This window comes from Arthrobacter dokdonellae, assembly GCF_003268655.1.
Classification (GTDB): domain Bacteria; phylum Actinomycetota; class Actinomycetes; order Actinomycetales; family Micrococcaceae; genus Specibacter; species Specibacter dokdonellae.
Map to the genome: position 1 here is coordinate 3,413,875 of NZ_CP029642.1, position 25,924 is coordinate 3,439,798.

The 25,924-nt window shown below is 66.8% G+C and carries 24 protein-coding genes; 9 read left to right on the forward strand and 15 right to left on the reverse strand.

The window, feature by feature from the left end; translation table 11 throughout:
- Window positions 1-18 precede the first annotated feature (18 nt).
- The 5 genes from DMB86_RS15195 to DMB86_RS15215 form a co-directional block, all read right to left on the reverse strand.
- Window positions 19-906, reverse strand: a complete 888-nt coding sequence (locus tag DMB86_RS15195) for an ABC transporter permease (protein ID WP_113718543.1) — start codon at window positions 904-906, stop codon at window positions 19-21.
- On the reverse strand, window positions 899-2,656 hold the full coding sequence (locus DMB86_RS15200) for a glycosyltransferase family 4 protein (RefSeq protein WP_227878414.1): 1,758 nt from the start codon (window positions 2,654-2,656) through the stop codon (window positions 899-901). Before DMB86_RS15200 ends, DMB86_RS15195 begins: the two co-directional genes overlap by 8 nt.
- Entirely contained in the window at window positions 2,656-3,942 is a 1,287-nt protein-coding gene (locus DMB86_RS15205) for a glycosyltransferase family 4 protein (protein WP_227878415.1), read from the reverse strand. Before DMB86_RS15205 ends, DMB86_RS15200 begins: the two co-directional genes overlap by 1 nt.
- Complete coding sequence (locus tag DMB86_RS15210) at window positions 3,935-4,324, reverse strand: hypothetical protein (protein WP_113718545.1); 390 nt, start codon at window positions 4,322-4,324, stop codon at window positions 3,935-3,937. The genes DMB86_RS15205 and DMB86_RS15210 overlap by 8 nt, the downstream gene beginning before the upstream one ends.
- 486 nt (window positions 4,325-4,810) lie before the next feature.
- Entirely contained in the window at window positions 4,811-5,848 is a 1,038-nt protein-coding gene (locus DMB86_RS15215) for an LCP family protein (protein WP_113718546.1), read from the reverse strand.
- A 147-nt stretch (window positions 5,849-5,995) separates the two neighbouring features.
- On the opposite strand from DMB86_RS15215, the gene DMB86_RS15220 reads away from it, so the two are divergent.
- A complete protein-coding gene (locus DMB86_RS15220) occupies window positions 5,996-6,493 on the forward strand; it encodes a DUF3515 domain-containing protein (protein ID WP_113718547.1) in 498 nt (165 codons plus the stop codon).
- On the opposite strand, the gene DMB86_RS15225 is transcribed toward DMB86_RS15220, so the two are convergent.
- Window positions 6,490-7,656 (reverse strand): methyltransferase, encoded by a 1,167-nt coding sequence (locus DMB86_RS15225; protein WP_113718548.1) that lies wholly within the window; start codon window positions 7,654-7,656, stop codon window positions 6,490-6,492. The genes DMB86_RS15220 and DMB86_RS15225 overlap by 4 nt on opposite strands.
- A gap of 257 nt (window positions 7,657-7,913) precedes the next feature.
- Entirely contained in the window at window positions 7,914-8,156 is a 243-nt protein-coding gene (locus DMB86_RS15230; protein ID WP_113718549.1) for a hypothetical protein, read from the reverse strand.
- A 351-nt stretch (window positions 8,157-8,507) separates the two neighbouring features.
- Between DMB86_RS15230 and relB the strand changes: the two genes are divergently transcribed.
- Together relB and DMB86_RS15240 are read left to right on the forward strand one after the other, a co-directional pair.
- Entirely contained in the window at window positions 8,508-8,735 is a 228-nt protein-coding gene (gene relB / locus DMB86_RS15235) for a type II toxin-antitoxin system RelB family antitoxin (RefSeq protein WP_113718550.1), read from the forward strand.
- Window positions 8,719-8,982, forward strand: coding sequence for a type II toxin-antitoxin system RelE family toxin (locus DMB86_RS15240; protein WP_113718551.1), 264 nt, complete (start codon window positions 8,719-8,721; stop codon window positions 8,980-8,982). The genes relB and DMB86_RS15240 overlap by 17 nt, the downstream gene beginning before the upstream one ends.
- A gap of 69 nt (window positions 8,983-9,051) precedes the next feature.
- Here DMB86_RS15240 and DMB86_RS15245 read toward each other — a convergent pair whose 3' ends face one another.
- From DMB86_RS15245 to murA, 4 genes are read right to left on the reverse strand one after another with little or no spacing between them, the layout of a single operon-like run.
- Window positions 9,052-10,194 (reverse strand): D-alanine--D-alanine ligase family protein, encoded by a 1,143-nt coding sequence (locus DMB86_RS15245; protein ID WP_113718552.1) that lies wholly within the window; start codon window positions 10,192-10,194, stop codon window positions 9,052-9,054.
- 3 nt (window positions 10,195-10,197) lie between these two features.
- Complete coding sequence (locus tag DMB86_RS21140; RefSeq protein ID WP_227878416.1) at window positions 10,198-11,235, reverse strand: NAD(P)H-dependent glycerol-3-phosphate dehydrogenase; 1,038 nt, start codon at window positions 11,233-11,235, stop codon at window positions 10,198-10,200.
- Window positions 11,232-12,047: a lysophospholipid acyltransferase family protein gene (locus DMB86_RS21145; RefSeq protein WP_227878417.1), complete on the reverse strand. Its 816-nt coding sequence runs from the start codon at window positions 12,045-12,047 to the stop codon at window positions 11,232-11,234. Before DMB86_RS21145 ends, DMB86_RS21140 begins: the two co-directional genes overlap by 4 nt.
- 38 nt (window positions 12,048-12,085) lie before the next feature.
- Window positions 12,086-13,423, reverse strand: coding sequence for a UDP-N-acetylglucosamine 1-carboxyvinyltransferase (murA, locus tag DMB86_RS15255; protein ID WP_113718553.1), 1,338 nt, complete (start codon window positions 13,421-13,423; stop codon window positions 12,086-12,088).
- A gap of 671 nt (window positions 13,424-14,094) precedes the next feature.
- Here murA and DMB86_RS15260 point away from each other — a divergent pair.
- Window positions 14,095-15,075 carry a hypothetical protein gene (locus DMB86_RS15260; RefSeq protein ID WP_113718554.1) on the forward strand — a complete coding sequence of 327 codons (981 nt, stop codon included), beginning with the start codon at window positions 14,095-14,097 and terminating at the stop codon, window positions 15,073-15,075.
- Window positions 15,076-15,216: 141 nt separating this feature from the next.
- Here DMB86_RS15260 and DMB86_RS15265 read toward each other — a convergent pair whose 3' ends face one another.
- From DMB86_RS15265 to leuC, 4 genes are all read right to left on the reverse strand, one after another.
- The gene (locus tag DMB86_RS15265) at window positions 15,217-19,224 is read right to left on the reverse strand and encodes an ABC transporter ATP-binding protein (protein ID WP_227878418.1); all 4,008 of its coding nucleotides are present in this window, start codon (window positions 19,222-19,224) and stop codon (window positions 15,217-15,219) included.
- Window positions 19,221-19,712, reverse strand: coding sequence for a MarR family transcriptional regulator (locus tag DMB86_RS15270; RefSeq protein WP_113718555.1), 492 nt, complete (start codon window positions 19,710-19,712; stop codon window positions 19,221-19,223). The genes DMB86_RS15265 and DMB86_RS15270 overlap by 4 nt, the downstream gene beginning before the upstream one ends.
- A 158-nt stretch (window positions 19,713-19,870) precedes the next feature.
- On the reverse strand, window positions 19,871-20,470 hold the full coding sequence (gene leuD, locus DMB86_RS15275) for a 3-isopropylmalate dehydratase small subunit (protein WP_113718556.1): 600 nt from the start codon (window positions 20,468-20,470) through the stop codon (window positions 19,871-19,873).
- An 11-nt stretch (window positions 20,471-20,481) separates the two neighbouring features.
- Window positions 20,482-21,996 carry a 3-isopropylmalate dehydratase large subunit gene (leuC, locus tag DMB86_RS15280; protein WP_113719609.1) on the reverse strand — a complete coding sequence of 505 codons (1,515 nt, stop codon included), beginning with the start codon at window positions 21,994-21,996 and terminating at the stop codon, window positions 20,482-20,484.
- A 198-nt stretch (window positions 21,997-22,194) separates the two neighbouring features.
- Between leuC and DMB86_RS15285 the strand changes: the two genes are divergently transcribed.
- The 5 genes from DMB86_RS15285 to DMB86_RS15305 all read left to right on the forward strand — a co-directional run bounded on the left by DMB86_RS15285 (window position 22,195) and on the right by DMB86_RS15305 (window position 25,864).
- A complete protein-coding gene (locus DMB86_RS15285) occupies window positions 22,195-22,914 on the forward strand; it encodes an IclR family transcriptional regulator (RefSeq protein WP_113718557.1) in 720 nt (239 codons plus the stop codon).
- 159 nt (window positions 22,915-23,073) lie between these two features.
- Entirely contained in the window at window positions 23,074-23,478 is a 405-nt protein-coding gene (locus DMB86_RS15290) for a hypothetical protein (RefSeq protein ID WP_113718558.1), read from the forward strand.
- Between the two features lie 203 nt (window positions 23,479-23,681).
- The gene (locus tag DMB86_RS15295) at window positions 23,682-24,509 is read left to right on the forward strand and encodes a DDE-type integrase/transposase/recombinase (protein WP_113718192.1); all 828 of its coding nucleotides are present in this window, start codon (window positions 23,682-23,684) and stop codon (window positions 24,507-24,509) included.
- A 440-nt stretch (window positions 24,510-24,949) separates the two neighbouring features.
- Entirely contained in the window at window positions 24,950-25,306 is a 357-nt protein-coding gene (locus DMB86_RS15300; protein ID WP_113718559.1) for a hypothetical protein, read from the forward strand.
- A 189-nt stretch (window positions 25,307-25,495) separates the two neighbouring features.
- Window positions 25,496-25,864, forward strand: coding sequence for an SPW repeat domain-containing protein (locus DMB86_RS15305; protein WP_171814520.1), 369 nt, complete (start codon window positions 25,496-25,498; stop codon window positions 25,862-25,864).
- Window positions 25,865-25,924: the final 60 nt, after the last annotated feature.

Genomic DNA, 25,924 nt, shown 5'->3' on the forward strand with positions numbered 1-25,924 from the left:
ATCAATCGAGTTAGCTCATCAGCCGCGGACATAGGACTCTTCTGCCTTCCAAAAAAAGAGCATCCCGACGATAAGTGCAATGGATGACCACGCTGTCAGTACCGCCCACGCATGCCATGTTGGTGTCACTCCATAGAGTATTACATCGCGGGTGATATCAATAATAATGAACATGGGGTTGGTCTGCAATATTCTGAGAATAATGGGCTCATTGACGAAACGCTCAAATGAATAAAAAACGGCCGACATATACATCAGGAGCCGTAGCATGAATGGCAATAGGTGCGTTACGTCATGTATACGGGAAATAATCCGAGCCAAGATTAGACCTAATCCGAGATTGAGGACGAATTGCAGTCCCACTGCGGGAATAATCAGTAGCCACCGCCAACTGATGGGCTCAACAGGTGGCACAAGCAACACAATGAGTAGCATGGCAATAATCAGCGGAATATTCCCCAGCAGCTCGCGTAGATTCACACCAATAGGCAGGGCGGCACGCGGGAAACTGAATCCTTGAATCAAGGCCTTGTTCTGCTGCATTGAGCGGGCGCCGCTCATGATAGCACCGGAGGTGATCTGGTACATGAAGATACCAACAACGAGGTATCCGATAAAGTTAGGAATACCCTTGCCGGTTTTAAGTAAAAGACCAAAAACCAAAAAATAAGTCATTCCGTTCAGAATGGGATTCAGCAGGAGCCACAAGCTGCCCAACTTGTCACGCCGTGTCCCACTTTGCACCCGGGCACGTGCATCAAAATATATAAAGTGGCGGAAGTCCCAGAGCCGAACCAAATAGTCAAAGAACGCCGGGCGTGCACCAACCCGGGTCAACGCACCGAAGTCGATCGGCACGTCGCGGACTGCTGAAGGCTTGGGCAATTCGGTCGAAATCTCAGTCATGCGAAAATCTCCGCTTTTCCAATGACAAACTCGCAACTTTCTTGTAGGCAGCACTGTAGGCCGCTGCGTTGGCACTCCACGTGCGCAATTCCAAAACACCCCTACGCCCCGCTTTGCCCAAACGATCACGCAGTGCCGGGTTCAACAACAGCCCGGACAAAACGTTGGCCAATCCTGACGGATTGTCGGCCGGACTCAACCTGCCGTTCACATTTTCTTCGATGATCTCGCGGAGAGCTGGCAGGTCGCTGGCCACGACCGGGCGGCCACTTGCCAGCGCCTCCACAGGCTTCAGCGGCGTGACGGCGCGGGTGACGGCCAGGTCCTTGCGTGGAACCACAAAGATGTCCATTGCCTGGTGGTACAACGGCGTGGATTCGCGCGGAACGCGCCCGGTAAATGTGACCTTGCCCGCTAGCCCCAGTTGCTTGACCTGGTCTTGCAGGACCGGCAGCGACGCGCCGCTTCCCACCACCAGCAGGCGAAGCTTGGGGAACGTCGGCGCCAAAATGGCAAAGGCGTCAACAAGGTCGCCAATGCCTTCGTAATCCACCAGGGAGCTGACGGTGCCGATGTAGTTCAGTTCAGGGTCCAGGCCCAGTGCCGTTCTGGCCTCTTCATGGGTCCTGGGTTCCTCCAGGAACTGCCCGCCCACGGCGTTGGGAGCCAGCAGGACCTTGTCCGCGGGAATTCCCGCGGCCACGATGCTTTCCTTCATCGCGTCGCCCAGCGTGACCACCTGGTCCGCGGCATGCATGACGTCAGCTTCGCGGGCCTGGAACAGCACGTAGCGCTGGCTGTCCTTGGCCTTCGCGCCACGTGTGGACGCCCACGTGTCGGCAAGCTGCCCGCGCACCTCATAGACCCACGGAATGCCTAGGGCGCGCGCCACGGCCCCCACCACCAGGCCGTTGGCAAAGTGCGTGGTGGTGTGCAGCACCTCGGGACGGAATTCCAGTGCGATCCGCAACAGCGCCTCGGCCTCCTGCTGCATGCGGGCATCCGCCGTCGCTGCCAGCCGCGACGGAATCATCCGGCGGTACGTGACGCCGTCAATGACGTCCTGCTCCCGGGCGGTCACCTTGCCCACCTGCACCGGGTAGCCCAGGCGCGTGACGGCAAGAACGTCCCAGCCGGCGTCGCGCTGGGCGGTCAGGATCGAGTGGCTGCGCTGGGCATACCCGCTGCCCGTGTGGGGGAGGGAATTCGTCAGGAAGTGCAGCACGCGGCCCTGCAACGGTTCCATGGGGACGGCCCCCAGCTCCGGGGCCCAGCCCGAGAAGGTGCGCAGCTCCCCGGCCAGGCGCCGGCGGTGCTTCGCCATGCCCCCACGCTGGGAGTCGAGGGCAGCCACGGCACCCGCCATGTCGCCGTCGTACCACTTGCGCCGGGCCAGGGTGGCGGGGAAACGTGCTGCCCCGGCGGCGGGAAGGAACTTGTCCGCCCAGGCGGGCTCACCCGCGGCCAGTGCGACGTCGGCCGCCAGCCTTGCGCGGTTGCCCGTCAGTCCGCCCGAGAGCCGCTTTTCAAAGCGACGGCGCAGCCCCTCCGCGTCGCCGGAAACGAACGCGGCGACGAGTGCCGGGGCGGATGCGGAGCGGGGCAGGACGCGGCAGACGCCCTTGGCCGCAGGCTGCACCAGGGATGCCGGCATGCGGCGGGAAATCTGCAGCGCCAGCACGACGGGATCATCCAGCAGGTGCCTGGCGGCAGTGGTTGCCGCCAGTGTGAGGTTCTTACGCAGGTCCACTAGACAGCACTCTTGCTGCGGACCAGCGCCCCAATGGTGTCCATGTACTTGAGCGCCAGCGACGGGTAGTTGGCGTTTTCGCGGACCCAGTCACGGCCCGAGGTGCCCGCCTGGAGACGGGTCCTGTCCGCGGCAAGACCGCGCCAGAGTTCGGCGACGGCCTCCGGCTTCCAGGCGACCACGTCGCCGCCGTCGGCCTCTCTGACAATGCGCGCCGCCTCGCCGCGCACAATGGCGGTGACGTGGCGGCCGATCGACATGACCTCGTACGTCTTCGACGGCACGGTAGCCTCGAAGGACTTCCAGTCGTCGCGAAGGGACACAATGCAGGTGTCCGCAGCCTTGTAGCGGTTCAGCACGTCCTGGCCATGGAGCGATTCGTGAAATGTGACGGGGGCGTCGAGCTCTTCGGCCAGTTCCATCAGGCTGGGCCGCTGGGTGCCGTGGCCCACCATGTGCAGGCGCATGGAATTGCCCACCAGGGCGCTGGCGCGGATCACCACGTCCAGGCGCTGGCTCTCGCCGTGGTTGCCCAGGTACAGCGCCTCAAAGGTTTCGCGCTCCTGTGCGGGCGGGGCAAAGATGGGCACGGAATCCAGGTCCAGCCCGTTGCTGACGGTCACCACGTTCTTGACGCCGCGGGCGCGGAGGGTCTCCGCGAAGCCTTCCGTCACGGACACGACAAGATCGGCGCGCAGCTGGATGGCCTCCACCACGCGCTCCACGACGCTCTTGACGCTGCCCTTGACGAGACGTGCGTCGCGGGCCAAGTCCGGCCAGGCGTCGCGCATTTCGACGATCAGGGGAACGTGGCGGAGCCTGGCCACCACATACCCGGCCACCATGATGGGCAGGCTGGGCGCGGTGACGACGACGACGTCGGCCTTGCGCCACATGAGGCCTGCCGGGATGGACATGGCGGCAGAGAAGACTTGGTCCACGAGCCTTGCCACGTGGAAGTTGCCGCTGTGGCGGATGTAGGGGACGCGTTTGATGCGCTCCCCGTGGGGTCCGACTTGGCCGCGGAACGGTGCGCCGGCGTCGCTGCGGGGCAGGCTGCGCCGGCCGTGCGGGAAGTGTGCCACGGGCGCCACCACGTCAACATCCCAGTCGGCCTTGCGGAATTCTCGGATCAAGGTGGTCCAGCGCCGCTGCGGCGGACTGTGCTCGGGCCAGTACGAGTGGATCAGGAGCATGATCCGCAGCGGGCCGCCCGGGCGCTGCCCGCGGTCTTTGCGCTTGCTTTTACCCGTTTGTCCGGGCTTGGATGAAGTCTTCTTAAGCAAGGCTGGCCCGCTCGGTCTTCGTGACCGGCACGCGGCGGCCGGAGCCGCCCATGACGCGGAAGTAGGCGAAGCCCAGGGCCAGCAGAATTGCGATGGTGGCGAGCTGGACCGAAAGCGGACTGCCCACAGGTGTTGGGGTGGTTTCCGCGCTCGTTGCGCTGGGCTTCTTGGTTGTGTATATCTGGGCCGTCGACGCTGTTGTCTTGGACGATGCGGGCTGGCGGGTGAGAGCCTGCGTGGCAGGGAGTGCCGCCGCGGTGGTGGCCTTCACTGTTGGCGGGTTCGCAAGGACGGGACCGGCAGCAAAAAGGGTCCCGAAAGTGGTTGCCAGCAAAATGGCAACGACCAGCACAAAGCGGTGGCGTGAGCGCGACAGCCCCAATTTTTCCCCTAGATATCTCATCTGCGCCCGGCCGTGATGAAGCCAGGTTTCGTGCGAGTTAGCGACCTTTGGACTCACAAAGCTGCCCTGTGGAGACTCACAACGTTGCTTTAGCGAACGGTCCAAACGATTTATTATCTCATATCTGCCCATGAGCACGTGGTTCCTGCGGCTGGCACCCATGGATTCCACCGCTCTTCACCATGTTTATGTGCTAAAAGGCGCTGTTTCTTGGTCCAATATTCCTTGTTGTCGCGGAGAACTTCGCGACCGTTGTGTGCCAGGCCCTGGCTCCCGTGGGGCTGCCCCGTCTTCGGCGCGTCGAGGGCCGGTGAGCGTCGCGTCAGTATTCCGTTGGTGGAGTGGCTGGGACCGGGGTCTCGACGCGCTCGCAGAGCTCGCTGCTCGACCACCGGCGTCAGGGTCTCGACGCGCGGATTTCGACAGGCTCAATCACCGCTGCTTAATCACCGGGTTTCGACGGGCTCAACCACCGAGCTTCGCTGCTTTCAGGTATGTCCCCAGTGAATCGTCGGTGAGGGCCTTCGCAATGGCCGAGATGGCGGCGTCGTCCTTCAACACAATGGACTGGCCGTCCGCGCTGGTGCCGGTGCCCAGCGTGGGCAGGGTGAAGGACACCACGTCGGAGCCTCGGACGGCATTCAGGCTCACGGCCAAGGCGCCCACCGTGGCCGAGTCCAGGCCCTTGTCCACGCTCAGGTACGGCGACACCTGGTTGACCAGCTCCGTGACCTTGACGGGATTGGTCAGCGTGGCCGGGGTCAGCACCGTGTTCATGACGGCCTTGAGGAAGATCTGCTGGTCCTTCACCCGCTGGTAGTCGCCGTCCACAAACGCGTACCGCTCCCGCACAAAGGCCAGGGCCTGGTCCCCGTTGAGCTTTTGCGGGCCGGCCTTGAGCGTCATGTCCGCCGTGTGCGCCTTGAAGCCGATGGGCACGTTGACGTCCACCCCGCCCAGGGCGTCCGTGATGGCCTTGAAGCCCTCAAAGTCCACGATCGCCACGTGGTCGATCCTGCTCTTGAACAGCCCCTCGAGCGTCTGCACCACCAGCGGCACTCCCCCGTACGCCATGGCGGCGTTGATCTTGGCCTGGCCGTGGCCGGGGATGTCCACCCAGGTGTCGCGCATGATCGACATCATGTAGATGTGCTTGCGGTCCGCCGGAATGTGCACCCACATCATCGTGTCCGAGCGCTGGTCCGACGGCTGGCCTTCCTCCGCCTGGGCCAGCGCCGCGCCGCGGGTGTCGCTGCCCAGCAGCAGGATGTTCATGGCGCCCGACGCCGGACCCTCCGTGGGCTTGACCGGCCGGGACGCCTCGTTGGGGAAGGCCTGCGAGATCTTCTGCGTCTTGGTGTCAAAGCTGTGGGCCAGGTTGTAGACAAACAAGCCGCTGACCACCGCGGCCACGACAAAAATGCCCAGGAAGAACAGCAGGACGTTCCTGCGGGTGTTGCGCCTGCGGCGGGCAGGGACGGGCGGGGCCATTTGTTCGCTCATGGCGACATCATCGCACCGGCCTGCTGGAAATCTCCGGCAATTCGGCTGGGTGCCGCCTCAATGTTGCGGTGTCGTGACCGTCTTGGGCGGCCAACGGCCGGCTATTGCCGTGCGGGTCCTCCCAGATTTGCGGGCTAGGCTTGGTTCATGCGTTTGAAATCCCTGTCCTGGCGGATCGTTGTGCCCTGCGCGGCCTTGGCGCTCTTGGTGCTGACCGGCTGCTCGCCGTCCGTGAGCGTCGCCGCCGCCCAGGATTCGAACAACCCCGCCTGCGCGCCCATGATGGTGTCCCTGCCCGACACGCTCGCCGGCGCGAAGCGCCGCACCACCACCAGTCAGGCCACGGCAGCCTGGGGAGATCCGTCCCTGGTGGTCCTGCGCTGCGGCGTCGACGTCCCGGGCCCCACCACCACCAAGTGCGTCGGTGTCAACGGCGTGGACTGGATCATCGAAGATGGCGGCACCAACTGGACCATGACCACCTACGGCCGCAACCCCGCCGCCGAGGTGGTCATCGACCCCAACAAGATCCCCTCCAGCTCCGTGCTGGCCGAACTCTCCAGTGCGGCCGCCCGGCTGCCCAAGGAGCGTGCCTGCGTGGGACCGGGCGACGTCGAGAACCTGCCGAGCGCGAAGGCGGGCTAGGGCGTCGGCTGCCCGGCCGCGAGCCGCCACAGCGAGGTGACCTCCCGGGAACGGGCGGCAAAGAACGGATCGCTGCGGTCCATGGACCGCGGGTGCGCCGCCCGGGTGTCCAGCCGGTCCTTGACCGTGAGCCCGGCCTGTTCGATCCATTGGAGCAGTTCCCCGCGGGACCGCAGGCCCAGGTGCTCGGCCAGGTCGGAGAGGACCAGCCAGCCCTCTCCCCCGGGCTCGAGGTGTTCCTTCAGCCCTGCCAGGAACGCCTTCAGCATGCGGCTCTTGGGATCGTAGACGGCGTTGTCCAGCAGCGTGTGCGGCGTTCCCGGCAGCCACGGCGGGTTGCACACCACCAGCGGCGCCCGGCCTGCGGGGAACATGTCCGTCAGTTCCGGTTCCACCTGCCCGTCCAGCCCCAGCCGCCGCAGGTTGTCCATGGCGCAGGCAATGGCCCGCGGCTCGCTGTCCGTCGCGATGACCTTCCTGACGCCGCGCCGGGCCAGGATGGCGGCCAGGACGCCGGTGCCGGTGCCGACGTCGAACGCCAGATCCATCGACGGAAGCGGCGCCTGCGCCACGAGGTCCAGGTACTCGCTGCGGATGGGCGCAAACGTCCCGTAATGAGGATGGATCAAGGCATCCAGGGCCTCGACGTACAGCCCGTTCCGGCGCCACTCCCAGGCGCCGATGGCACCGAGCACATCCTGCAGCGGCGCCACCTCCGGCTCCGTGACCGGTCCGGCGGCGGCCAGCCAGGCCTCCTTGATGTCCGGTGCGCGGCGCAGGGCCACCGCGGGCCCCGGCTCCAGGGGAACCAGCAGCAGGCCAAGCATCCGGGCACGCTGGGAACGGGACTGGCGGTAGCGGTAGAACGCATCGGCGACACTGCCGGCGTCGTGCTTCCTGCCCTTCCTGGTGCCGTCCGGCAGGCGGCGGCCCATGGCGGAGAGCAGCTGGCGGGCGTTGTGGTAGTCGCCGGTCCACAGCATGGCGGTGCCCTGGGCGGCGAGGCGGTAGGCGTCGTCGGCCGTCAGGAAGTCGTCCACGGCCACCACGCTCTTGGGCGTTTTGGACCCGTTGGCCGACCGCCACCTGGCGGTCCGCTCCGTGCCGTCCTGCGTCCACGTGATGGTTTCGCGTGGCTCGGGCGGCGTCTGATCGGGGGTCATGGTGAGGGGTGCTCCTGGGTTGGGGTGCTGGGGTCGCGACAAGCCCGACACGCGGGGTCGCGACGAAATCGGCAAGCGGTGGCCAGTCCCCAAGTCTAGCGCCGGGTCGAGGCATCGGAGTTGGCTGCGTTGGCTGCGCCGGGACGGCGCGCGGCGACCCGCTCGAGGAGTCCGCCGGTCCGTGAAGGATCCTGCCGAAATCACGACCCCGACATGCCTTCGGACACCGGGGTCCCTGACAGACACTTTCGACGCAGTCACAGGAGTGCTGCGGCGCCGCGGACCATGGCTGCCGCACCGCCCACACCGGCCAAGGCGTTCATGGCGCCGCTGGCCACCCCCGCCACCAGCGTGGTCCCCGCACCGCGACCACGCGGCCGCGGCCTGGCCAGCAGCGAGACCGACAAGCTGGCGATGATGAGCGCGCCGATGCCCATGTCCATGTCCAGCCAAGCCGCGGGAACCACTTTCAGCAGAAGTGCGCCGGGGATGAGGCCCACCAGCGCAGCCGTGGCAAGCCCTCCGAATTTCCGCCAGTCAATGTCTGCGAAGACGCGGCTGGCCTTTCTGGATAGTTGGGTGGGGGGCTGGGGGCCTGGGTCTCGACGCGCTCGCAGAGCTCGCTGCTCGCCCACCGGGGGTTTCGACAGGCTCGACCACCGGATCAGCCCCCGCCACGGCAGATGGCCGGCACCGCCCAAGTTTAGACGATGTGCGGTGTGAGGCTCAGCGCTACCTACTCTCAGGCGCGGGCCCGAGGCTGAGTTTGAGGTGTTCAACGCGCCCACTGGAGCCCGCGTCCGCTCGGGCGTAGCATTGTGAATACATGTAATCTTTGTGAAGGAGTGGCCATGCCTACTTCGGTTCGTCTACCCCCGGAAACTGAAAAACGCCTCGACCGGTTGGCCGCTTCCACGGGCCGGACCAAGGCGTTCTACGTTCGAGAACTCATCGTCTCCGGCCTCGACCGTCTGGAATGGGAATACTCCGTTGCGCAGAACGCGCACGACATTCGTGCCGGCCGCAGGCGGACCATCCCCAGTGACGAGGTAAGGCGCTCTCTTGGCTTGGAAGGTTGAGTACGACCCGGACGCGGTGAAGGCCCTCCAACGACTCGACAAAGCCGTCGCCCGACGTATTGTGGACGACCTCGATGACGTTGCTGCCCTCGAAGACCCACGCTCACGCGCCAAAGCACTCACCGGATCCTTGGGCGGCCTGTGGCGTTACAGGGTTGGCGACTACCGCATCATCTGCGACGTGATCAGCGAGGAACTCGTCATCGTTGCCCTCGACCTCGGCCATCGCTCAAAAATCTACCGGTGACTTAACCTCGGGCCGGGGTCTCTGGGTCTCGACGCGCTCGCAGGGCTCGCTGCTCGACCACAGGCCCAACTACCGCAGTCCGGTCTTTCTGGTCAGGGCCAGCTGGAGGAGTTCGTCGATCAGCTCCGGATAGGACAGTCCGGACGCGGCCCACATCTGCGGGTACATGGAGCTCGGCGTGAAGCCGGGCATCGTGTTGATCTCGTTGATGATCAGATCGCCGGCGGCCGTGTAAAAGAAGTCCACGCGGGAAAGGCCCTCGGCGCCGACGGCGTCGAACGCCATCGCCGCCTGCTCGCGGACGCGGGCAATATCCGCCTCCGGCATGTCCGCCGGGCAGCTCAGGTTCACGGCGCCGCCCTGGACGTACTTGGCCTCAAAGTCGTAGAACTGGTGGTGGGCGCCGTCGACCATGGCGATCTCGCCCGGCAGCGAGACGCGCGGGGCGTCGCTCCCCCGGCCCTCCAGCACGGCGATTTCAATTTCCCGTCCCACAATGCCGGCCTCGATGACCAGCTTGAGGTCGTGCTCGCGTGCTTCCTCGATGGCGGCGTCCAGCCCGTCCAGGGAATCGACCTTGGAGATGCCCATGGAGGACCCGGCGCGGGCGGGCTTGACGAAGACGGGGAATCCCAGCGCGGCCACACGCTCCCTGACACGGTCGGGCGAAACGGTCCAGTCGCGGTCCGTCACGGCGACGTACGGGCCCACCGTCAGCCCGGCGGCCTCAAACACCACCTTCATGAAGTGCTTGTCCATGCCGATCGCGGAGGCCAGCACGCCGGCCCCCACATACCGGGTGTCGGAAAGTTCCAGCAGCCCCTGGATGGTGCCGTCCTCTCCCCAGGGCCCGTGCAGCAGCGGAAACACCACGTCCACGGAGCCCAGTTCCTCGGGGACGCTGCTCGGTTCGGTCACCACCAGCTGGTGGTCCCCGCCCAGGTGGGCCAGCGAAACAGTCCTGTCCCCGGCCAATACCTCGGGCAAGGTGCCCGCGGTCAGGGACCAGCCGGCGACCTCATTCCCGGCCAACACCCACTGGCCGCTTTTCGCAATGCCGATGGGGACGACGTCGTACTTGGTCTTGTCAATGGCGCCCAGCACGCCGGCCGCCGTGACGCAGCTGACGGCGTGCTCGCTGGAGCGCCCGCCGAACAGGATGGCGACCCGGATGCGGCCGGCCCCGGTGACAGCGTTGGATTGAGTGCTCACGCGTTATTCGCCTTCGGATTTCAGTTCGCGGGCCAGCAGCAGCGGCCCCAGGTGGTCGACGGTCAGCTTGCCTTCCAGCACCGCGACCACCGCGTTGGTGATGGGCATCTCGACGCCCAGCTTGGCGGCCAGGTCCTTGACGGCGCGGCCGGACTTGATGCCCTCGGCCGTCTGCGTCATGCGGTTGTTGACCTCCTCGAGCGTCAGGCCCTCGCCCAGCATGCGCCCGGCGGTGTGGTTGCGGCTCAGCGACGACGAGCACGTCGCCACGAGGTCGCCCAGCCCGGCCAGCCCGGAGAGCGTCTCCGCCTTGCCGCCCAGGGCCAGCGCCAACCGCGTGGTCTCCGCCAGCCCGCGCGTGATGACCGACGCCTTCGTGTTGTCCCCCACCTTCTGCCCCTCGCAGATGCCCACGCACAGCGCAATCACGTTCTTGACGATCCCGCCGATCTCCACGCCCACCACGTCGTCATTGGTGTACGGGCGGAAGTACGGCGCCGTGCACGCCTCCGCGACCCACTTGGCCGTCTTTTCCTCCGCGCACGCCACCACCGACGCCGTGGGCTCCTGCCGGGCGATCTCCATGGCCAGGTTGGGTCCGGAGACCACCACCACCCTGTCCTTGGCAAGGTGCAGCTCCGTCTCGATCACCTGGGACATGCGCTGGTCCGTGCCCAGTTCCAGCCCCTTCATCAGGCTCACGACGACGGCGTCCGCCGCCAGCTGCCCGGCCCACCCGCGCAGCTGCTCCCGCAGGGTTTGCGCAGGGACGGCCAGCACCACGAGCTCGGCGTCCTTGAGGACCTCGACGACGTCCGTGGAGGCGCTGATGCTGTGCGGCAGTTCCGTGGTGGAAAGGTAGCGGGGGTTGCGGTGGTGGCAGTTGATCTGGTCCACCACCTCCTGTCGGCGGCCCCACAGCATGACTTTTCGGTCGGTGCCCGCCGCGGCGTCAGCCAGGATCTTGGCGAACGTGGTGCCCCAGCTGCCGGCGCCCAGCACCGCGACCTTGGCCGGTGCCGTGCCATCCACCCAGCTCACTGCACGTCCCCTGTTTCCGTCGTGCCGGCGTCGTCCGCCGTCTGTCCGGAAGGCTTGCGCGTCCCGGGATCCTTCGCGCCGCGCTCCACGAACCGCCCGTGGGTGGACTGGTGGTGGGCGGACGGGTCCCAGCGCTGGGCGGGAGCCTTCCCGCCGCGCAGGGTTTCCATCAGGGCGGTGATGTCCTTCATGATGGCCTCCGTCATGGCCTCCAGCGTGGCCTTGTCGCCGTCCAGGCCCATGAACGCGTCCAAGTCGACAGGGTCGCCCACCAGCACGCGGACCTTCTTGCGCGGGAAGACCTTCAAGCTCTTGGCGTAGCGCGGGAACAGTTCCTGGGCGCCCCAGTGGGCCACCGGGACCACCTTCGCGCCCGTGCTCAGCGCAAGCCGGGCGGCGCCGGTGCGTCCCTTCATCGGCCAGAGGTCGGGATCGCGGGTCAGGGTGCCTTCGGGGTAGACCACCACGGCGCCGCCTTCGTCCAGGACCCGCTTGGCGCCGTCGAGCGACTTCCCGGCCCCGGCGCCGGTGCGTTCCACCGGGATCTGCCGGGCGCCGCGCAGTATTGCACCGAGGACGGGAACTTCGAACAGGCCGTCCTTGGCAAGGAAGTGGGGCATGACATTTTGGGAGTAGAGCATGTGGCCCACCACGATGGGATCGATCTCCGTGCAGTGGTTGGGCACCACAATGAAGCCTTCGTTGGCCGGCAGCTTCTCCAGCCCATCCCATTCCTTGCCGGTGAGCGCGTTCATGACCGGCAAGGCAATCCCGGCCATGAAGGCAAAAACCAGCCGTGTGGACCACGGCATGTTCCTGGCCTTGAACGGCCGGTGGTGTGTGCCCATTCCTAGACCAGCGCCCGCTTGGTGTCGCGGACGTCGAAGTCGGCGCCGAGGCCCTCCAGCTTGGTGGTGAAGCGTTCGTAGCCGCGGCTGATGATGTCAATGCCCGTCACGGTGGAGGTGCCTCGGGCGGCGAGGGCCGCGATCATGTGGCTGAATCCGCCGCGCAGGTCAGGGATGTCGATGCTGGCGCCCTTCAGCGGCGTGGAGCCGGAAATGACCGCCGAATGGATGAAGTTGCGCTGGCCAAAGCGGCACGGGACGCTGCCCAGACATTCGCGGTGCAGCTGGATGTTGGCGCCCATCCGCGCGAGCGCCTCGGTGAATCCGAAGCGGTTTTCATAGACGGTCTCGTGCACGATCGACACGCCCCGCGCCTGGGTCAGCGCCACCACGAGCGGCTGCTGCCAGTCCGTCATGAAACCGGGGTGGACATCCGTCTCCAGCACCAGCGGCTTCAAGTCCCCGCCGGGGTGGTAAAACCGGATGCCGTCGTCGTGGATGTCCATGCCGCCACCGATCTTGCGGAACGTGTTCACGAACGTCATCATGTCCCGCTGGCAGGCGCCCTCAACGTAAATGTCCCCGCCGGTGACCAGCGCGGCCGACGCCCACGATGCCGATTCGTTGCGGTCAGGCAGTGCGGTGTGGACGTAGCCGGTCAGCTCCCTGACGCCCTCGATGCGGATGGTCCTGTCCGTCTGGACGGAAATGATGGCGCCCATTTTTTGCAGGATCGCGATGAGGTCGATGATTTCCGGCTCCGTGGCGGCGCCGCTCAGTTCCGTGATGCCCTCCGCGCGCGTCGCGGCGAGGAGGACCTGTTCGGTGGCGCCGACGCTGGGGTACGGCAGCGAGATCTTGGTGCCCTTCAGGCCGGTCGGTGCCGAAATCAGGATGCCGGTGCCGGTCTTGTCCACCACGGCGCCAAACTTGCGCAGCACGTCCAGGTGGTAGTCGATGGGCCGGTCGCCGATCTTGCAGCCGCCCAGGTCCGGGATGAACGCGTGGCCGATGGAGTGGATCAGCGGCCCGCAGAGCAGGATCGGAATGCGCGAATCACCGGCGTGCGTATTGATTTCCGAGCTTGACGCCTTCTTCGCATTCGACGGGTCCATGGTCAGGTCCCCCGTGACCGGGTCCTTGACCACCGTGACACCGTGGATCTGCAGCAGGGACGTGACAACCTCCACGTCCTTGAGCTCGGGGACGTTGCGCAGCGTGGACGGGGCATTGCCCAGCAGCGCCGCCACCATGGCCTTCGGCACCAGGTTTTTTGCACCCCGCACCTGCACCCGTCCCTTGAGCGGGACACCTCCACGGACCGTCAGAATCCTGCTCATGTATACACATCCTTTGTTGCGGCTCGGATCCCCCTCAACCGCGGGAAGCCTCAACCAAGCATAGTTTCTCCCCCGGGCGATGCCGAAACGGCGGGATCGGGCGGGGGTCCGGTCCGGATCCGGCGCGGGGTTCCAGGGGGCGGGGCAGGGTCCGGGGCGCGTCCGGCGTCGTACTTCCGGGCAGGATGACAATATGGATATTTGAGGCTGATATATCGGGATCAAATGTCCATCGCGTCATCCTGGGCGGCCGCATCAGGCGTGGGCGGCGGGTCTGGGCGCAAGTCGGGGCGGCAGCACCAGGCGTGGGCGGCGCGGGGCAGGGGGCGGATCCGGCGTCGTACTTCCGGGCGGGGGTCCGGGTGCGGGGCAGGGGTCGGGTCCGGAGGGGGTTCGGCGTCGAAATTCCGTGCAGGATGACTATTCGGATAATTGATCCCGATATATCGAGATCAAATGTCCATCGCGTCATCCTGGGCGGCGGCGCCCGGCCTGGGCGGCGGCACCCGGCGGCGACGGCGACACCCGGCGACGGCGGCGGCACCCAGCCTGGGCGGCGGCAGCCGGCGAGTACTGCGGCTGCTTCCTCCACAAGTCCAGCGGCGACCTGCCTGTCCACAATTGGCAGGAACAGGCCGGCGGACGCCACGCAGCCGGAGAATCATGAACGCATGACCATGCTTGAATTGCCTCCGTTCATCACTGCCCCGAGCAAGTTCATGAACGAGCACGCCAGCCGGCAACTTTCAAAGCGCGCTGACGCCGGCGAACTGGTCCGGATCCGGCAGGGACTTTACCTGCCGGCTGAGGTTTGGACCGCACTGAAGCCGTGGGAGCAGCACCGCATGAAGGTCCAGGCCGTGCACGAGCTGGCCGTGGTTCCGCCCGTGTTCGCGAGGGAATCCGCGGCAGAGGTCATGGGTCTGCCCGTGGTCGGTGTTCCACGGGACGTCCAGACACTCGTCCCGGCGGGCACTCCCGGGGGTCAAAGCAGACACGGCGTACGGAGGATCATGGCCGTCGCAGGAGACCCTGAACCGTGGACCATGTTCGGGCTACAGGTGACTCGGCCGGTGGAGACGGCGCGAGATCTGGCCGTTCATTTGTCCCTCGAGCGGTCCTTGCCGGCCATGGACAAGCTGCTTCAGCGCAAGGCGCTGCCCGGCTCTCCCATCAACACCAACTTGGTGTTCGACGAAGAGGACGTCCGCGCATCTGCTGCCAGGCTGCCCTCGATGGCCAAACAGCGTCGCGTCCTGCGGGTGCTTGATGTTGCGGATGGCGGCGCGCAGTCCGCCGGGGAGTCGCGGAGCAGGGCGATCATGATCCTGAATGGATTCCCCAGGCCCGAGCTGCAGAGGCCCTTCCATGATGACCGGGGACTGATTGGTTATCCGGACTTCGACTGGGAGGAATTCAAGATCCTCGGCGAATTTGACGGCCTGGAAAAGTACTCTGCCCAGCGCTATCTCAAGGGAAGGACGCCGTCCGCGGTGGTCGTTGAGGAGAAAAAGCGGGAGGACCGCCTGCGAGCGCTGGGCTACACCGTGGTGCGCTGGATCTGGGACGACCTCAGGGACCCGCGCGTGCTTGTCGCCAAGCTGCACCGGGCGGGGCTGCCCTCCAATGCGGGGCGCCGGGCCGGCTCATAGGTGTGCAGGATGACGCGATGGATAATTGAGGTCGATAAATCGGGATCAATAATCCATATCGTCATCCTGGGCCTGTCGGAGCCGGGTTTCAGTGCTTGAAGTCTTCCCACATGGCCGCGTAGGCGATGTCGGGGCCGGGTTTCAGTGCTCGAAGGCTTCCCACATGGCCGCGTAGGCGCCCCGGCGGGCCATCAGTTCGTCGTGGGTGCCCATCTCGGCGATCCGGCCGTGGGCCAGCACCACGATCCTGTCGGCCGCCCGCGCCGTTTGCAGCCGGTGCGCGATGACCACCGTGGTGCGGCCCTGGGCCAGCCGGTGCATGGCCGCGGTGACTTTGGCCTCCGTGGCGAGGTCCAGGTTGGAGGTGGCCTCGTCCAGCAGCAGGATGGCGGGATCCACCAGTTCGGCGCGGGCAAGGGCAATGAGCTGGCGCTGCCCGGCGGACAGCGAGCGCCCGCGTTCGGCAAGCTCGTGCCGGTAGCCGCCGTCGAGCCCGGCGATGAAGTCATGGGCGCCCACCGCCCGCGCGGCCGCCTCCACGGCCCCGTCGCCGGCCTCCGGGCGGCCATAGGCGATGTTGTCCCGGACGGTGCCCGTGAACAGGAACGCCTCCTGCGGCACGTAGCCGAGCCGGTGCCGGTACCCTGCCAGGTCCAGCCGGCGAAGCGCCGTGCCGTCGACGCACACGCTGCCGGACTGGGGATCGTAAAAGCGCAGCAGCAGCTTCATCACCGTGGACTTCCCGGCCCCGGTCTCCCCGACGAGGGCCACGGTTTCGCCCGGCGCAATCCGCAGGTCCATGCCGCGGATGGCTTCCGGCGGCTTGACGTACCCGGCATAGTCCGGGCGGAGGCTGCGGGGATCGGCGGGCCCCCGCAGCTCCGCGCCGGCGCGCGGCGGCGGGACGGGGTAGCTGAAGTGGACGCCGTTCAGAGACAGCGCTCCGGCGATGTCCACGGATGCACCCGGTCCGCGCACCCCCACAGCCCCCACACCCACGGGCCGCACACCCACAGGCCCCACACCGACGGGCCGCACGGGCCCCACACCCACAGGCCCCACACCCACAGGCCCCACACCCACAGGCCGCACGGGCTGCACGCCCACAGGCTCCGGGTCGTTGGGCGTCAGGGTCTCCAACTTCATCAGCTCGGCGATCCGCAGGACGGACACCCGCGTCTGCTGCCAGGCGTCAAACACCTGCGAGAGCTGCTGGATGGGCGAAAAGAACATGTTGATGTACAGCAGGAACGCGATCAGGGCGCCGGTGGTCAGCGCCCCGGCCACCACCATGTTCGATCCCACGCCAAGCACAATGGCGTCGGCCACGGCGGAGAGGAACGCCACGAACGGGAAGTACACCGCCACGAGCCGCTGCGCCGCCACCCTCGACGAAAGGTACCGCCGTCCCAGCGCCCGGAACCTCGTGCCGGTTGCGTCCTCGTGGACGAATGCCTGCGATTCCCGCACGCCGGACAGGCTTTCCTGGAAGTCGGCATTCACCACGGCGATGCGCTCCCGCGACTGGTCGTACAGCCTGCCCGCACGGCGCCGGAACATGACGGTGGCGATGGCCAGCGGGACCACCACGGCAAACACGCACAGGGCCAGTTCGGCGTTGAAGATGACCAGCGCCGTGCCCACTCCGGCAAACGTCACGAAGGCCACCAGCGCCGAGAGCAGCCCGTTTTGGATCAGCGACTCAAACTGGTCCACGTCGGTGGTCATCCGGGTCATGATCCGCCCGGCCATCTCCCGCTCGTAGTAATCCAGCGAGAGCCGCTGCAGCTGCGCCCAGATCCGCAGCCGGAGCGAGAGCATGATCCGCTGGGCCGTGCGCCCGGTGACGAACGTTTCGCCAATTTCAATGAACAGGTCCGCCAGGGTCGCGGCCAGGTAGATGCCCGACGCCGCCAGCAGGACCGCCACCGCGCCCCGGCTGACGCCCTGGTCGATCCCGGTGCGCACCAGCACGGGCCCCACCAGGGAGGCGACGGCGTCGAGCACCACCAGCAGCAGGCCCAGCAGCAGCGGCCGGCGGAACTCGCCCATGAGCCGCCACAGGCTGAACCGCGGATCCGGCCGGGTTTCCCGCGCCAGGTCCACCGCGGCGGCGTCCTTGACCGGGCGCAGCGCCGCCACGCGCTCCAGCAGCTCCGGCGTGGGTGCCAGGCTCCGGCGCCAGCCGCCTCCCCCGCCGCGACCCAGCCCGCCGCCCAGGCTCGGCGCGCCGATCGAGGGTCCGGCGCCGGCCAGTGCCTTCGCCCGGTGGGCGCCCCAGGCCGCCGCCGTGACTCCGTGTTTTTCGGGCACGACGCCGGCCGGGTCGCCGTGCCCTTCCGTCTCGAGCTCGGCCAGGCCGCTCAGCAGCGTGCGGTACAGCGCGCTGGACGTTTGCAGTTCGTCGTGCGTGCCGGCCGCGGCAATGCGGCCGCCGTCGAACACCACGATGCGGTCGGCCAGATGCAGGGAGGAGAGCCGGTGCGCCACCAGCAGCACCGTCATGCCCGCCGTGGATTCGCGCAGGCCGGCGTGGATGGCCTCCTCGGTGCGGGAATCGACGGCGCTCGTGGCGTCGTCCAGGATCAGGATCCGCGGCCCGGACACCAGGGCGCGGGCCAGAGCGATGCGCTGGCGCTGCCCGCCCGAGAGAACCAGCCCGCGCTCGCCGACCATGGTGTCATAGCCGGCGGGCAGGCCCTGAATGAAGTCATGTGCCTGGCAGATCCGGGCCGCGGCCTCGATTTGCGCGTCGGTGGCGTCGGGTCGCCCAAAAGAGATGTTGGCGCGGACGGTGTCGGAGAAGAGGAAGCTTTCCTCAAAGACGGTGCCGATCCGGCGGCGCAGCGAATGCAGCGTCAGCCCGCGGACGTCGTGCCCGTCCACCAGCACCTGCCCGGCGGCCGGGTCGTAAAAGCGCGGGACCAGCAGCGTCGCCGTCGACTTTCCGCTGCCGCTGGCACCCACCAGGGCCACCCGCTCCCCCGGCGCCACGCTTAAGGTGACGCCGTCCAGCACGGGGCGGGAGCCGGCGTCGTACGTGAAGCGCACGTTGCGGAACTCAATGGCGCCGCGCAGGTCCGGCACGCGCAGCGCGGACGGCGCGTCGGTGATGGTGGGCTTGAGGTCCAGGAGCTGGAAGATCCGCTCCACGCCGGCGCGCGCCTGCTGGCCGATGGTCAGCAGGCCGGCCAGCTGGCGGGCGGGCGCCATGAGCTGGGCCACGTAGGTGGAAAACGCCAGAAACGTGCCCAGCGTGATCTGGTGGTGCAGGACCATGAAGCCGCCGGCCGCCAGCACTGCCACCTGCCCCAGCGACGGGACGGCCTGCAGCAGCGGCTGGTAGCGGGCCTGCAGCCGGGTGGCCCGCATCTGGGATCCGTACAGGGTGCCGGCGGCGCGCGCCATCCGGCCGATCTCATGCCGCTCCTGGCCGAAGGCCTTGACCACCCGCACCCCGTTGACGGCCTCGTCGACGATCTGCGCGACGTCGCCCTCCCGCTGCTGGGCGTCCCACGTCGCCGGGAAGATCCGCCAGCGCATCCGGTAGGAAACCGCCAGCAGCGCCGGCGCCATGACCAGGCTGATGATGGCCAGCAGGGGCGAGAGGTACAGCATGACCGCCATGGACAGCAGCAGCATCAGCACGTTTCCGCTCATCATCGGCAGGAACGCGAGCAGGCCCTGGACCAGCGCCGTGTCCGAGTTGGCGCGGGCCACGAGCTGGCCGGTGGGCATGGTGTCCAGGTGGGCGGCGTCCATCGACTGGAGGTGCGACTGCATGTCGTTGCGGAGGTCGTACTGCACGTTCAGGGCCACGCGGCCGCCCCGGTACCGGCGCAGGTAGGAGAAGCCGAACGTCGCCGCCGCGAGCGCGATCAGCAGCACCAGCCACGGCAGCAGCGGCGAGCTCCGGGTGAGGATCACGTTGTCCACGATCTGCCGGGTCACCAGCGGCACCACCGTCTGGCACGCGCTGCCCACCACGGCCGCGGAGACCGCCAGCGCCATGTCCAGCTTGTGCCGGAGCAGATAGCCCCAGAGCCGGCGGATCCAGCCCGGCGCGGCCGTCCGGCCTGTCGCCTGCCAGGCCCTGTCCCGGTGTTCGACGCCGTCACCCTGCGTGCCGCGGTCCCTCACCTGGGTCACGGCGCCGCCACCCCGCGCGCCTTTTTATGTTCGGCGTAGACCAGGCTGACGGCGTCGTTGAGCAGGCCCATCGTGTCCATCAGGTGTTCCGGTTCGCCGGTCGCTTCGGCAATTGCGCGCAGTTCGGCGGCCATGGCGGCGTCGGCCCGCGCGAGCGCCGCCCAGCCGTCATCGGTCAGTTGCAGGCCCGCCGCGCGCTGGTCCCCCGCGACGTCGACGCGGACGAGGAAGCCGCGTTCGGCAAGGGCAGCGACGGCGGCGCTGACGGCGGGGCGGCCCAGGGCCAGCCGGGCGGCGACGCGGGAGGCAATCTCCTCGCCGGCGGACACTGCCGCCAGGACCCGGTAGTGCGGCAGGCTCAGCTCCTCGAGGGAGCGTTCCAAAAGCCGCGACACGCGCACCACCGCCCGGACCGCCGCGATCGCGGGATCGGTTCTGAATTCTCGGGTTTCCGCCACCCATCCAGCGTAGACACATTGTTCGGGCATCGAACCATTATTTTGGCTGTGAATTTGCCGCGAAGCGGGCCGGGGGGGACCGGGGTCGGTTCGACGGTGCACATAATGCGGGCTGGGCGCCGGTCAGCCCGCAGGAGCTGCGCCACCGATTCCGTCTCCGGCAGCCGTTCAGCCCCTGACGGGAAATCCTAGCTTTTGGCGGGCAGCGTGGTCGGCTTGAACGACGGGCGGGTGGCCTCGAACGCGGTGATCGCCGGCTCGTCGCGCAGGGTCAAACCGATGTCGTCGAGTCCTTCGAGCAGGCGCCAGCGGGTGTAGTCGTCGATCTGGAACGGCGCCACGACGGTGCCGGCGGTGACCATCTTGGCTTCCAGGTCCACCGTGACCTGCGTGCCCGGGGCGTGTTCGAGGACCTTCCAGATCAGCTCGATGTCGTCCTGTGCCACTTCGGCGGCCACCAGGCCCTGCTTGCCGGAGTTGCCGCGGAAGATGTCCGCGAAACGGGAGGACAGCACCGCCTTGAAGCCGTAGTCCTTCAGCGCCCAGACGGCGTGCTCGCGGGAGGAGCCGGTCCCAAAATCCGCTCCGGCCACCAGCACGGAACCGGCATTGAACGGCTCCTGGTTGAGGATGAACTCCGGGTTCTTGCGCCAGCTCGCGAACAGGGCGTCCTCGAAGCCGGTGCGCGTGATCCGCTTGAGGTAGACGGCGGGGATGATCTGGTCCGTGTCGACGTTGCTCTGCCGCAGCGGAACGCCGATGCCGGTGTGGGTGGAGAACTTTTCCATGGGTGGGCTCCTTACGCTACGTTGCTTGCGGACTGGGTCTGGCCGGGCGCGGCCACCTGATGGGCGGGGGCGGCCAGCGGTTCCAGGTCCGACGGCGAACTGAGGGTCCCTCGGACGGCGGTGGCGGCTGCCACGACCGGGGAGACGAGGTGGGTGCGCCCGCCCTTGCCCTGCCGGCCCTCGAAGTTGCGGTTGGACGTGGACGCGCAGCGCTCGCCCGGTTCCAGCTGGTCCGGGTTCATGCCCAGGCACATGGAGCAGCCGGCGAAGCGCCATTCCGCGCCGAAGTCCAGGAACACCTGGTCCAGGCCCTCGGCTTCGGCTTCCAGGCGGACGCGGGCGGAGCCGGGAACCACCATCATGCGGATGTTGGGGTCCTTTTCACGGCCGCGGATGATGTCCGCCGCGGCGCGCAGGTCCTCGATGCGGGAGTTGGTGCAGGAGCCCAGGAACACGGTGTCGACGCGGATGTCCTTCATGGGCGTCCCGGCCTCGAGGTCCATGTAGGCCAGCGCGCGCTCGGCGGCCGCCTTGGCGTTGTCGTCGCCGAAGGACTCAGGCGAGGGAACGGCGTCGTTCAGGGAAACGCCCTGGCCCGGGTTCGTGCCCCAGGTGACAAACGGTTCCAGCGTGTTGGCGTCCAGGAACACCTCGGCGTCGAACTCGGCGTCGTCCTCGGTGGCCAGCGACTTCCAGTAATCGACGGCGGCATCCCACTCGGCGCCAACGGGAGCGTGCGGGCGGCCCTGAAGGAAGTCGAAGGTGGTCTGGTCCGGGGCGATCATGCCGGCGCGGGCGCCCGCCTCGATGGACATGTTGCAGATGGTCATGCGGGCGTCCATGGACAGGGCGCGGATGGCGGAGCCGCGGTATTCCAGGACGTAGCCCTGGCCGCCGCCGGTGCCGATCTTGGCGATGATGGCCAGGATGATGTCCTTGGAGCTGACGCCGGGACGCAACGTGCCCTCGACGTTGACGGCCATGGTCTTGAACGGCTTCAGCGGCAGGGTCTGGGTGGCCATGACATGCTCCACCTCGGAGGTGCCGATGCCGAACGCGAGCGCGCCGACCGCTCCGTGCGTGGAGGTGTGCGAATCGCCGCAGACCACCGTCATGCCGGGCTGGGTCAGGCCCAGCTGGGGGCCCACCACGTGGACGATCCCTTGTTCGGCGTCGCCCAGGGAGTGCAGCCGGACGCCGAATTCCTTGCAGTTGTTGCGCAGCGTCTGGATCTGCGTGCGGCTGGTGAGGTCCGCGATCGGCTTGTCGATGGCCAGAGTGGGGGTGTTGTGGTCCTCGGTGGCGATGGTCAGGTCCGGGCGGCGCAGCGGGCGGCCGGCCAGGCGCAGCCCCTCGAAGGCCTGCGGGGAGGTGACCTCGTGGACGAGGTGGAGATCGATGTAGAGGAGGTCGGGCTGGGCGGCGTCGCCGTTGCCCTCGCCCTGCTTGACCACGTGGTCGCGCCAAACTTTTTCGGCCAGCGTCTTCGCTGCCCTGCGCGGGGCCGTCGCGGAAACCGCAGGCACCTGTGCTTGGTCCTGTGCGTCGGGTGTGGTTGCCTCGGTCACGGCCAGCTCCCTTCATCGATGGAGCCCGCCCGGGCCGTGGAATTGGCGACACGGACGGAGCTCGGTGGTTTGTATGTCTCCACTGTTCCAGCGTTGATGGCGCTGATGCCAGCCCGTCGATTTGCATCTCACATAATGAGACGTCAATATCATTACATGGACAATTCTAGCGGCGTTGGCGTCATCGATAAAGCGGCCCTTGTGCTCGATGCACTGGAGGCCGGCCCGACCACCCTGGCGCAGCTTGTTGCGGCCACCGGTTTGGCCCGTCCCACCGTGCACAGGTTGGCACTTGCCCTGGTACATCACCGGCTGGTCAGCCGCGACATGCAGGGCCGCTTTGTGTTGGGCAGCCGCCTGGTGGAGCTGGCCTCCGCCGCCGGCGAGGACCGGCTGATCGCCGCGGCGGGGCCCGTGCTTTTGCAGCTGCGCGACTCCACCGGCGAGAGCGCCCAGATCTTCCGGCGCCAGGGCGATTCCCGTGTCTGCGTCGCCTCCGCCGAGCGCCCCATCGGCCTGCGCGACACCATCCCCGTGGGCACGCAGCTGACCATGAAGGCCGGGTCGGCCGCGCAGGTGCTGCTGGCCTGGGAGGACCACGAACGCCTGCTGGAGGGCCTGCACAACGCCCGCTTCACGCCCACCGTCCTGGCAGGGGTACGACGGCGGGGCTGGGGCCAGAGCCTGGGCGAACGCGAGCCCGGGGTCGCCTCGGTCTCGGCTCCGGTGCGTGGCCCGTCCGGCCGCGTGATTGCCGCCGTCTCCATCTCGGGCCCCATCGAGCGCCTGACCCGCCAGCCCGGGCGCCTGCACGCCGAGGTGGTCTGCAATGCCTCCCGCATCCTGACCGAGGCGCTGCGCAAGACGGCGGAGTAGCAGGTCCCGCGACAATCGACCCCCGCCTTGAAATCGATAACGCAGTAGTTGCACCCAAGAAATCCATAACGCAGAAGTTGGACCGAAATGCCCGATTCCCTCTACGTCAAGCTGGTTGTGAGCCATCCGGTTCTTTCTTATTGATTGAAGGAGACAGCCATGAGCGTTGCTACGCAGGGGTATACCCGTGAGGAGATCCGTCAGTTCGTCCATGAGTATTATCTTCAGCCCCATGGGTCGAAGTCGGTATGGCTTGCGTCGCGGTCAGTGGCGGATTGGACGTTTCGGCAGTGGCGGAAGATGGTGTTTGAAGGTGACCTCGACCGAACCCTTATTCCAAGGGATCATGGGGATATGGCCCGCACACATGGCGAACGGTCCGCGCTGGAAAGAGCGCGCGCCAAGAAAATCGCTGACCACCAGTCCGAAGTTGAACAGCTCAAGGGCCGCATCCGGGAACTTGAGGGCACGAACGATGCCCTGGGAAAAGCTATCGGGCTCTTGCACGGGTTGAACGTGCCAGAGCCCGATGCGAAACCGACGAACGATACAAAGAGTTCATAGAGACGGAAAACCGCCTCATCCGCACCCTGACGGAGCTCACGGGCTCCCAGCGGCAGGCCCTCGAGCTGTCGGGCATATCGCGCTCGACGTGGCATTACCGCCAAAATCCCCGCGCCCGGGTAAAGGACCCGCTCCACCAGGCGGAGCGGGCGTACGAGTGCCGCATCAGCGACGAGGACCGTGAACGGATCGCCGAGTACATTATGGAAGGCTGGGCCGGGCAGGTCTCCGTGGACCACTCTTTCGCGGTGGCCTGGGACGCTGGCGTCATGCTCGCCTCCCAGCGCACCTGGTGGCGCATCGCCGCGGAGATCGAGGAGCAGATGCTCCGCCCCACGATCCCCACCAAGCGCGGGAACAAGAACGGCAGATCCGCGCAGAAGCCCGTGCTGAAGGCCACGGGCCCGTGCCAGATCTGGTCGTGGGATATTACTGACATTTACTCGCCCTGGCGGGGAAAAGCCTTCAAGGTCTACTCCATCATGGACATTTTCTCCCGCCAGATCGTCGGATGGCGGGTGGAAGAACGCGAGGCAGACCACCTTGCCGTGGACATGTTCGAGACCGCCATCGCCCTCTACGGCGCGCCCCGGGTCGTCCATGCCGATTCCGGGCCGGCGATGAAGTCCAACCTGCTCCGCGATGCCCTCACCGGCCACGGCGTGGAACTGTCCCATAACCGGCCCTACGTCTCCAATGACAACCCGTTCAGCGAGTCGGGATTTCGCACCATGAAGTACCGGCCCGGCTACCCGCGCGTCTTCATGGACGTCGAGGCCGCCAGGTCCTACATTGGCGACTACGTGCCTTGGTACAACACCAAGCACAAACACTCAGGAATTGCCCTCTTCTCACCCTCACAAGTCCACGACGGGTCCTGGAAGGACGCGTGGAAGACACGCGACCACGCACTCCAGGACTACTACGACAAGAACCCCGGAAGATTCCGACAGCGACCCACCACACCAACCCCGGCAGGCCACGTCGGCATCAACCTCCCCGAAACAAAACCAGCCAAACTAACCGCCTAGTGACTCCACACAGCTTGACATTTTTCGATTTTCGGGGTTTTTGGTCCAACTTCTGCGTTATCGATTGCAGGGGTTGCATTCATTGTCAAGGGAAGCGTCCAGCTGTAGGGTGCAGGCATGGGGCGCCATGGTTGGGACTGGCTTGCGGATAGGACGACGGCGGTCGTTGCTGCGGCTGCGCTGCTCCTGTCCGGGTGCACCGCCGTTCCGGCTCCGACTACCACCGCCGGAGGTCCGGCGGAATCGGCCACGTCCCCGGGAACACGCTCCGCGACCCTGTTCGGGGCCGGCGGGGCCAGATCCCCTGCGGCTGCCCGGGGCAACGACATCTCGCCCCACGCCGCCGGTTCAAGCCTGCCGTTTGAATGCGCCAACCCCATCGGCGCTGCGTCGACTTCCCAGGAACTCGCCGGACCCGGCGCCATCGGCGTACCGGAGTCATGGCCATCAGCATCTCCGTGATCGGCTCAAACACCATCCACTGGGGCGGCGGCGCCAGCTACCAGGGCCTGCAATTCGCCAAGGTCGGCCTGGTCCTGAAGGCCGGCACCGCCTTCACCCTCAGCGTCCCTGCGGAGATGCACGGCACCATGTTGATCGGCTGGTCCAATTCCGGCTACACCCTCGCCCACTCGCTGACCATCCCCGGCTGCCCTTCAAGTCAGCCCGATGCCGACTGGCTGGCCTACCCCGGCGGCTTCTGGCTGAAGGCGCCCGGCTGCGTGCCCCTTACCGTGACACAGGAACGCTCAAGCAGGACCATCCACGTTCCCGTCGGCATGCCCTGCCCCGCCTAAGATCCGTGTTGCAGACGCTTGACGGTTGGCAGGCCATGCTCCAGGTTTGTTCATCTAACGGCTGCGAGAGTGTCCCAGGACACCGGCCCATTGAAGCTTCCGGCGAACAAGCGTAGAACGGAAATGTAGGAAAGGTTGAATCTTGAAGTCATAACAAAGGCCAACCTGAATAGTAGGAGGATGAGATCCATGAAGGCTTGGACTCGTTGGCAAGACTGGGTAACCCTGGGCGCGGGTGTTGTGGCCGCGTTTGTCGCATATTCCAGCCTGTCGTCGGCAGCAGGCGCCAGTGCATTGATGATCCTGGGAGCGGCGATGATCGTTGCCGCACTGATCAGTTTGGCAATGCCCGACCTGGTGGTGATGGAGTACGTCAAGGTGGCCGTGGGGCTGCTCATGATTGTTTCACCATGGGTGTTCGGCTTCGCGACTGTATCCGGGGCCGCAACCACGGCCTGGACCCTGGGAATTATCTCGCTGGCCGCCGCATTGTGGGCCGCACCGCTGAGCGTTGTGGCACACCAGCACACGCACCATCACACTCCCTCCGGGGCGTAACGGGGAACGCCCGGGCTGAAGGAAATGCGAGAGGCGAATGATCGGATTCAGGGACGGTTG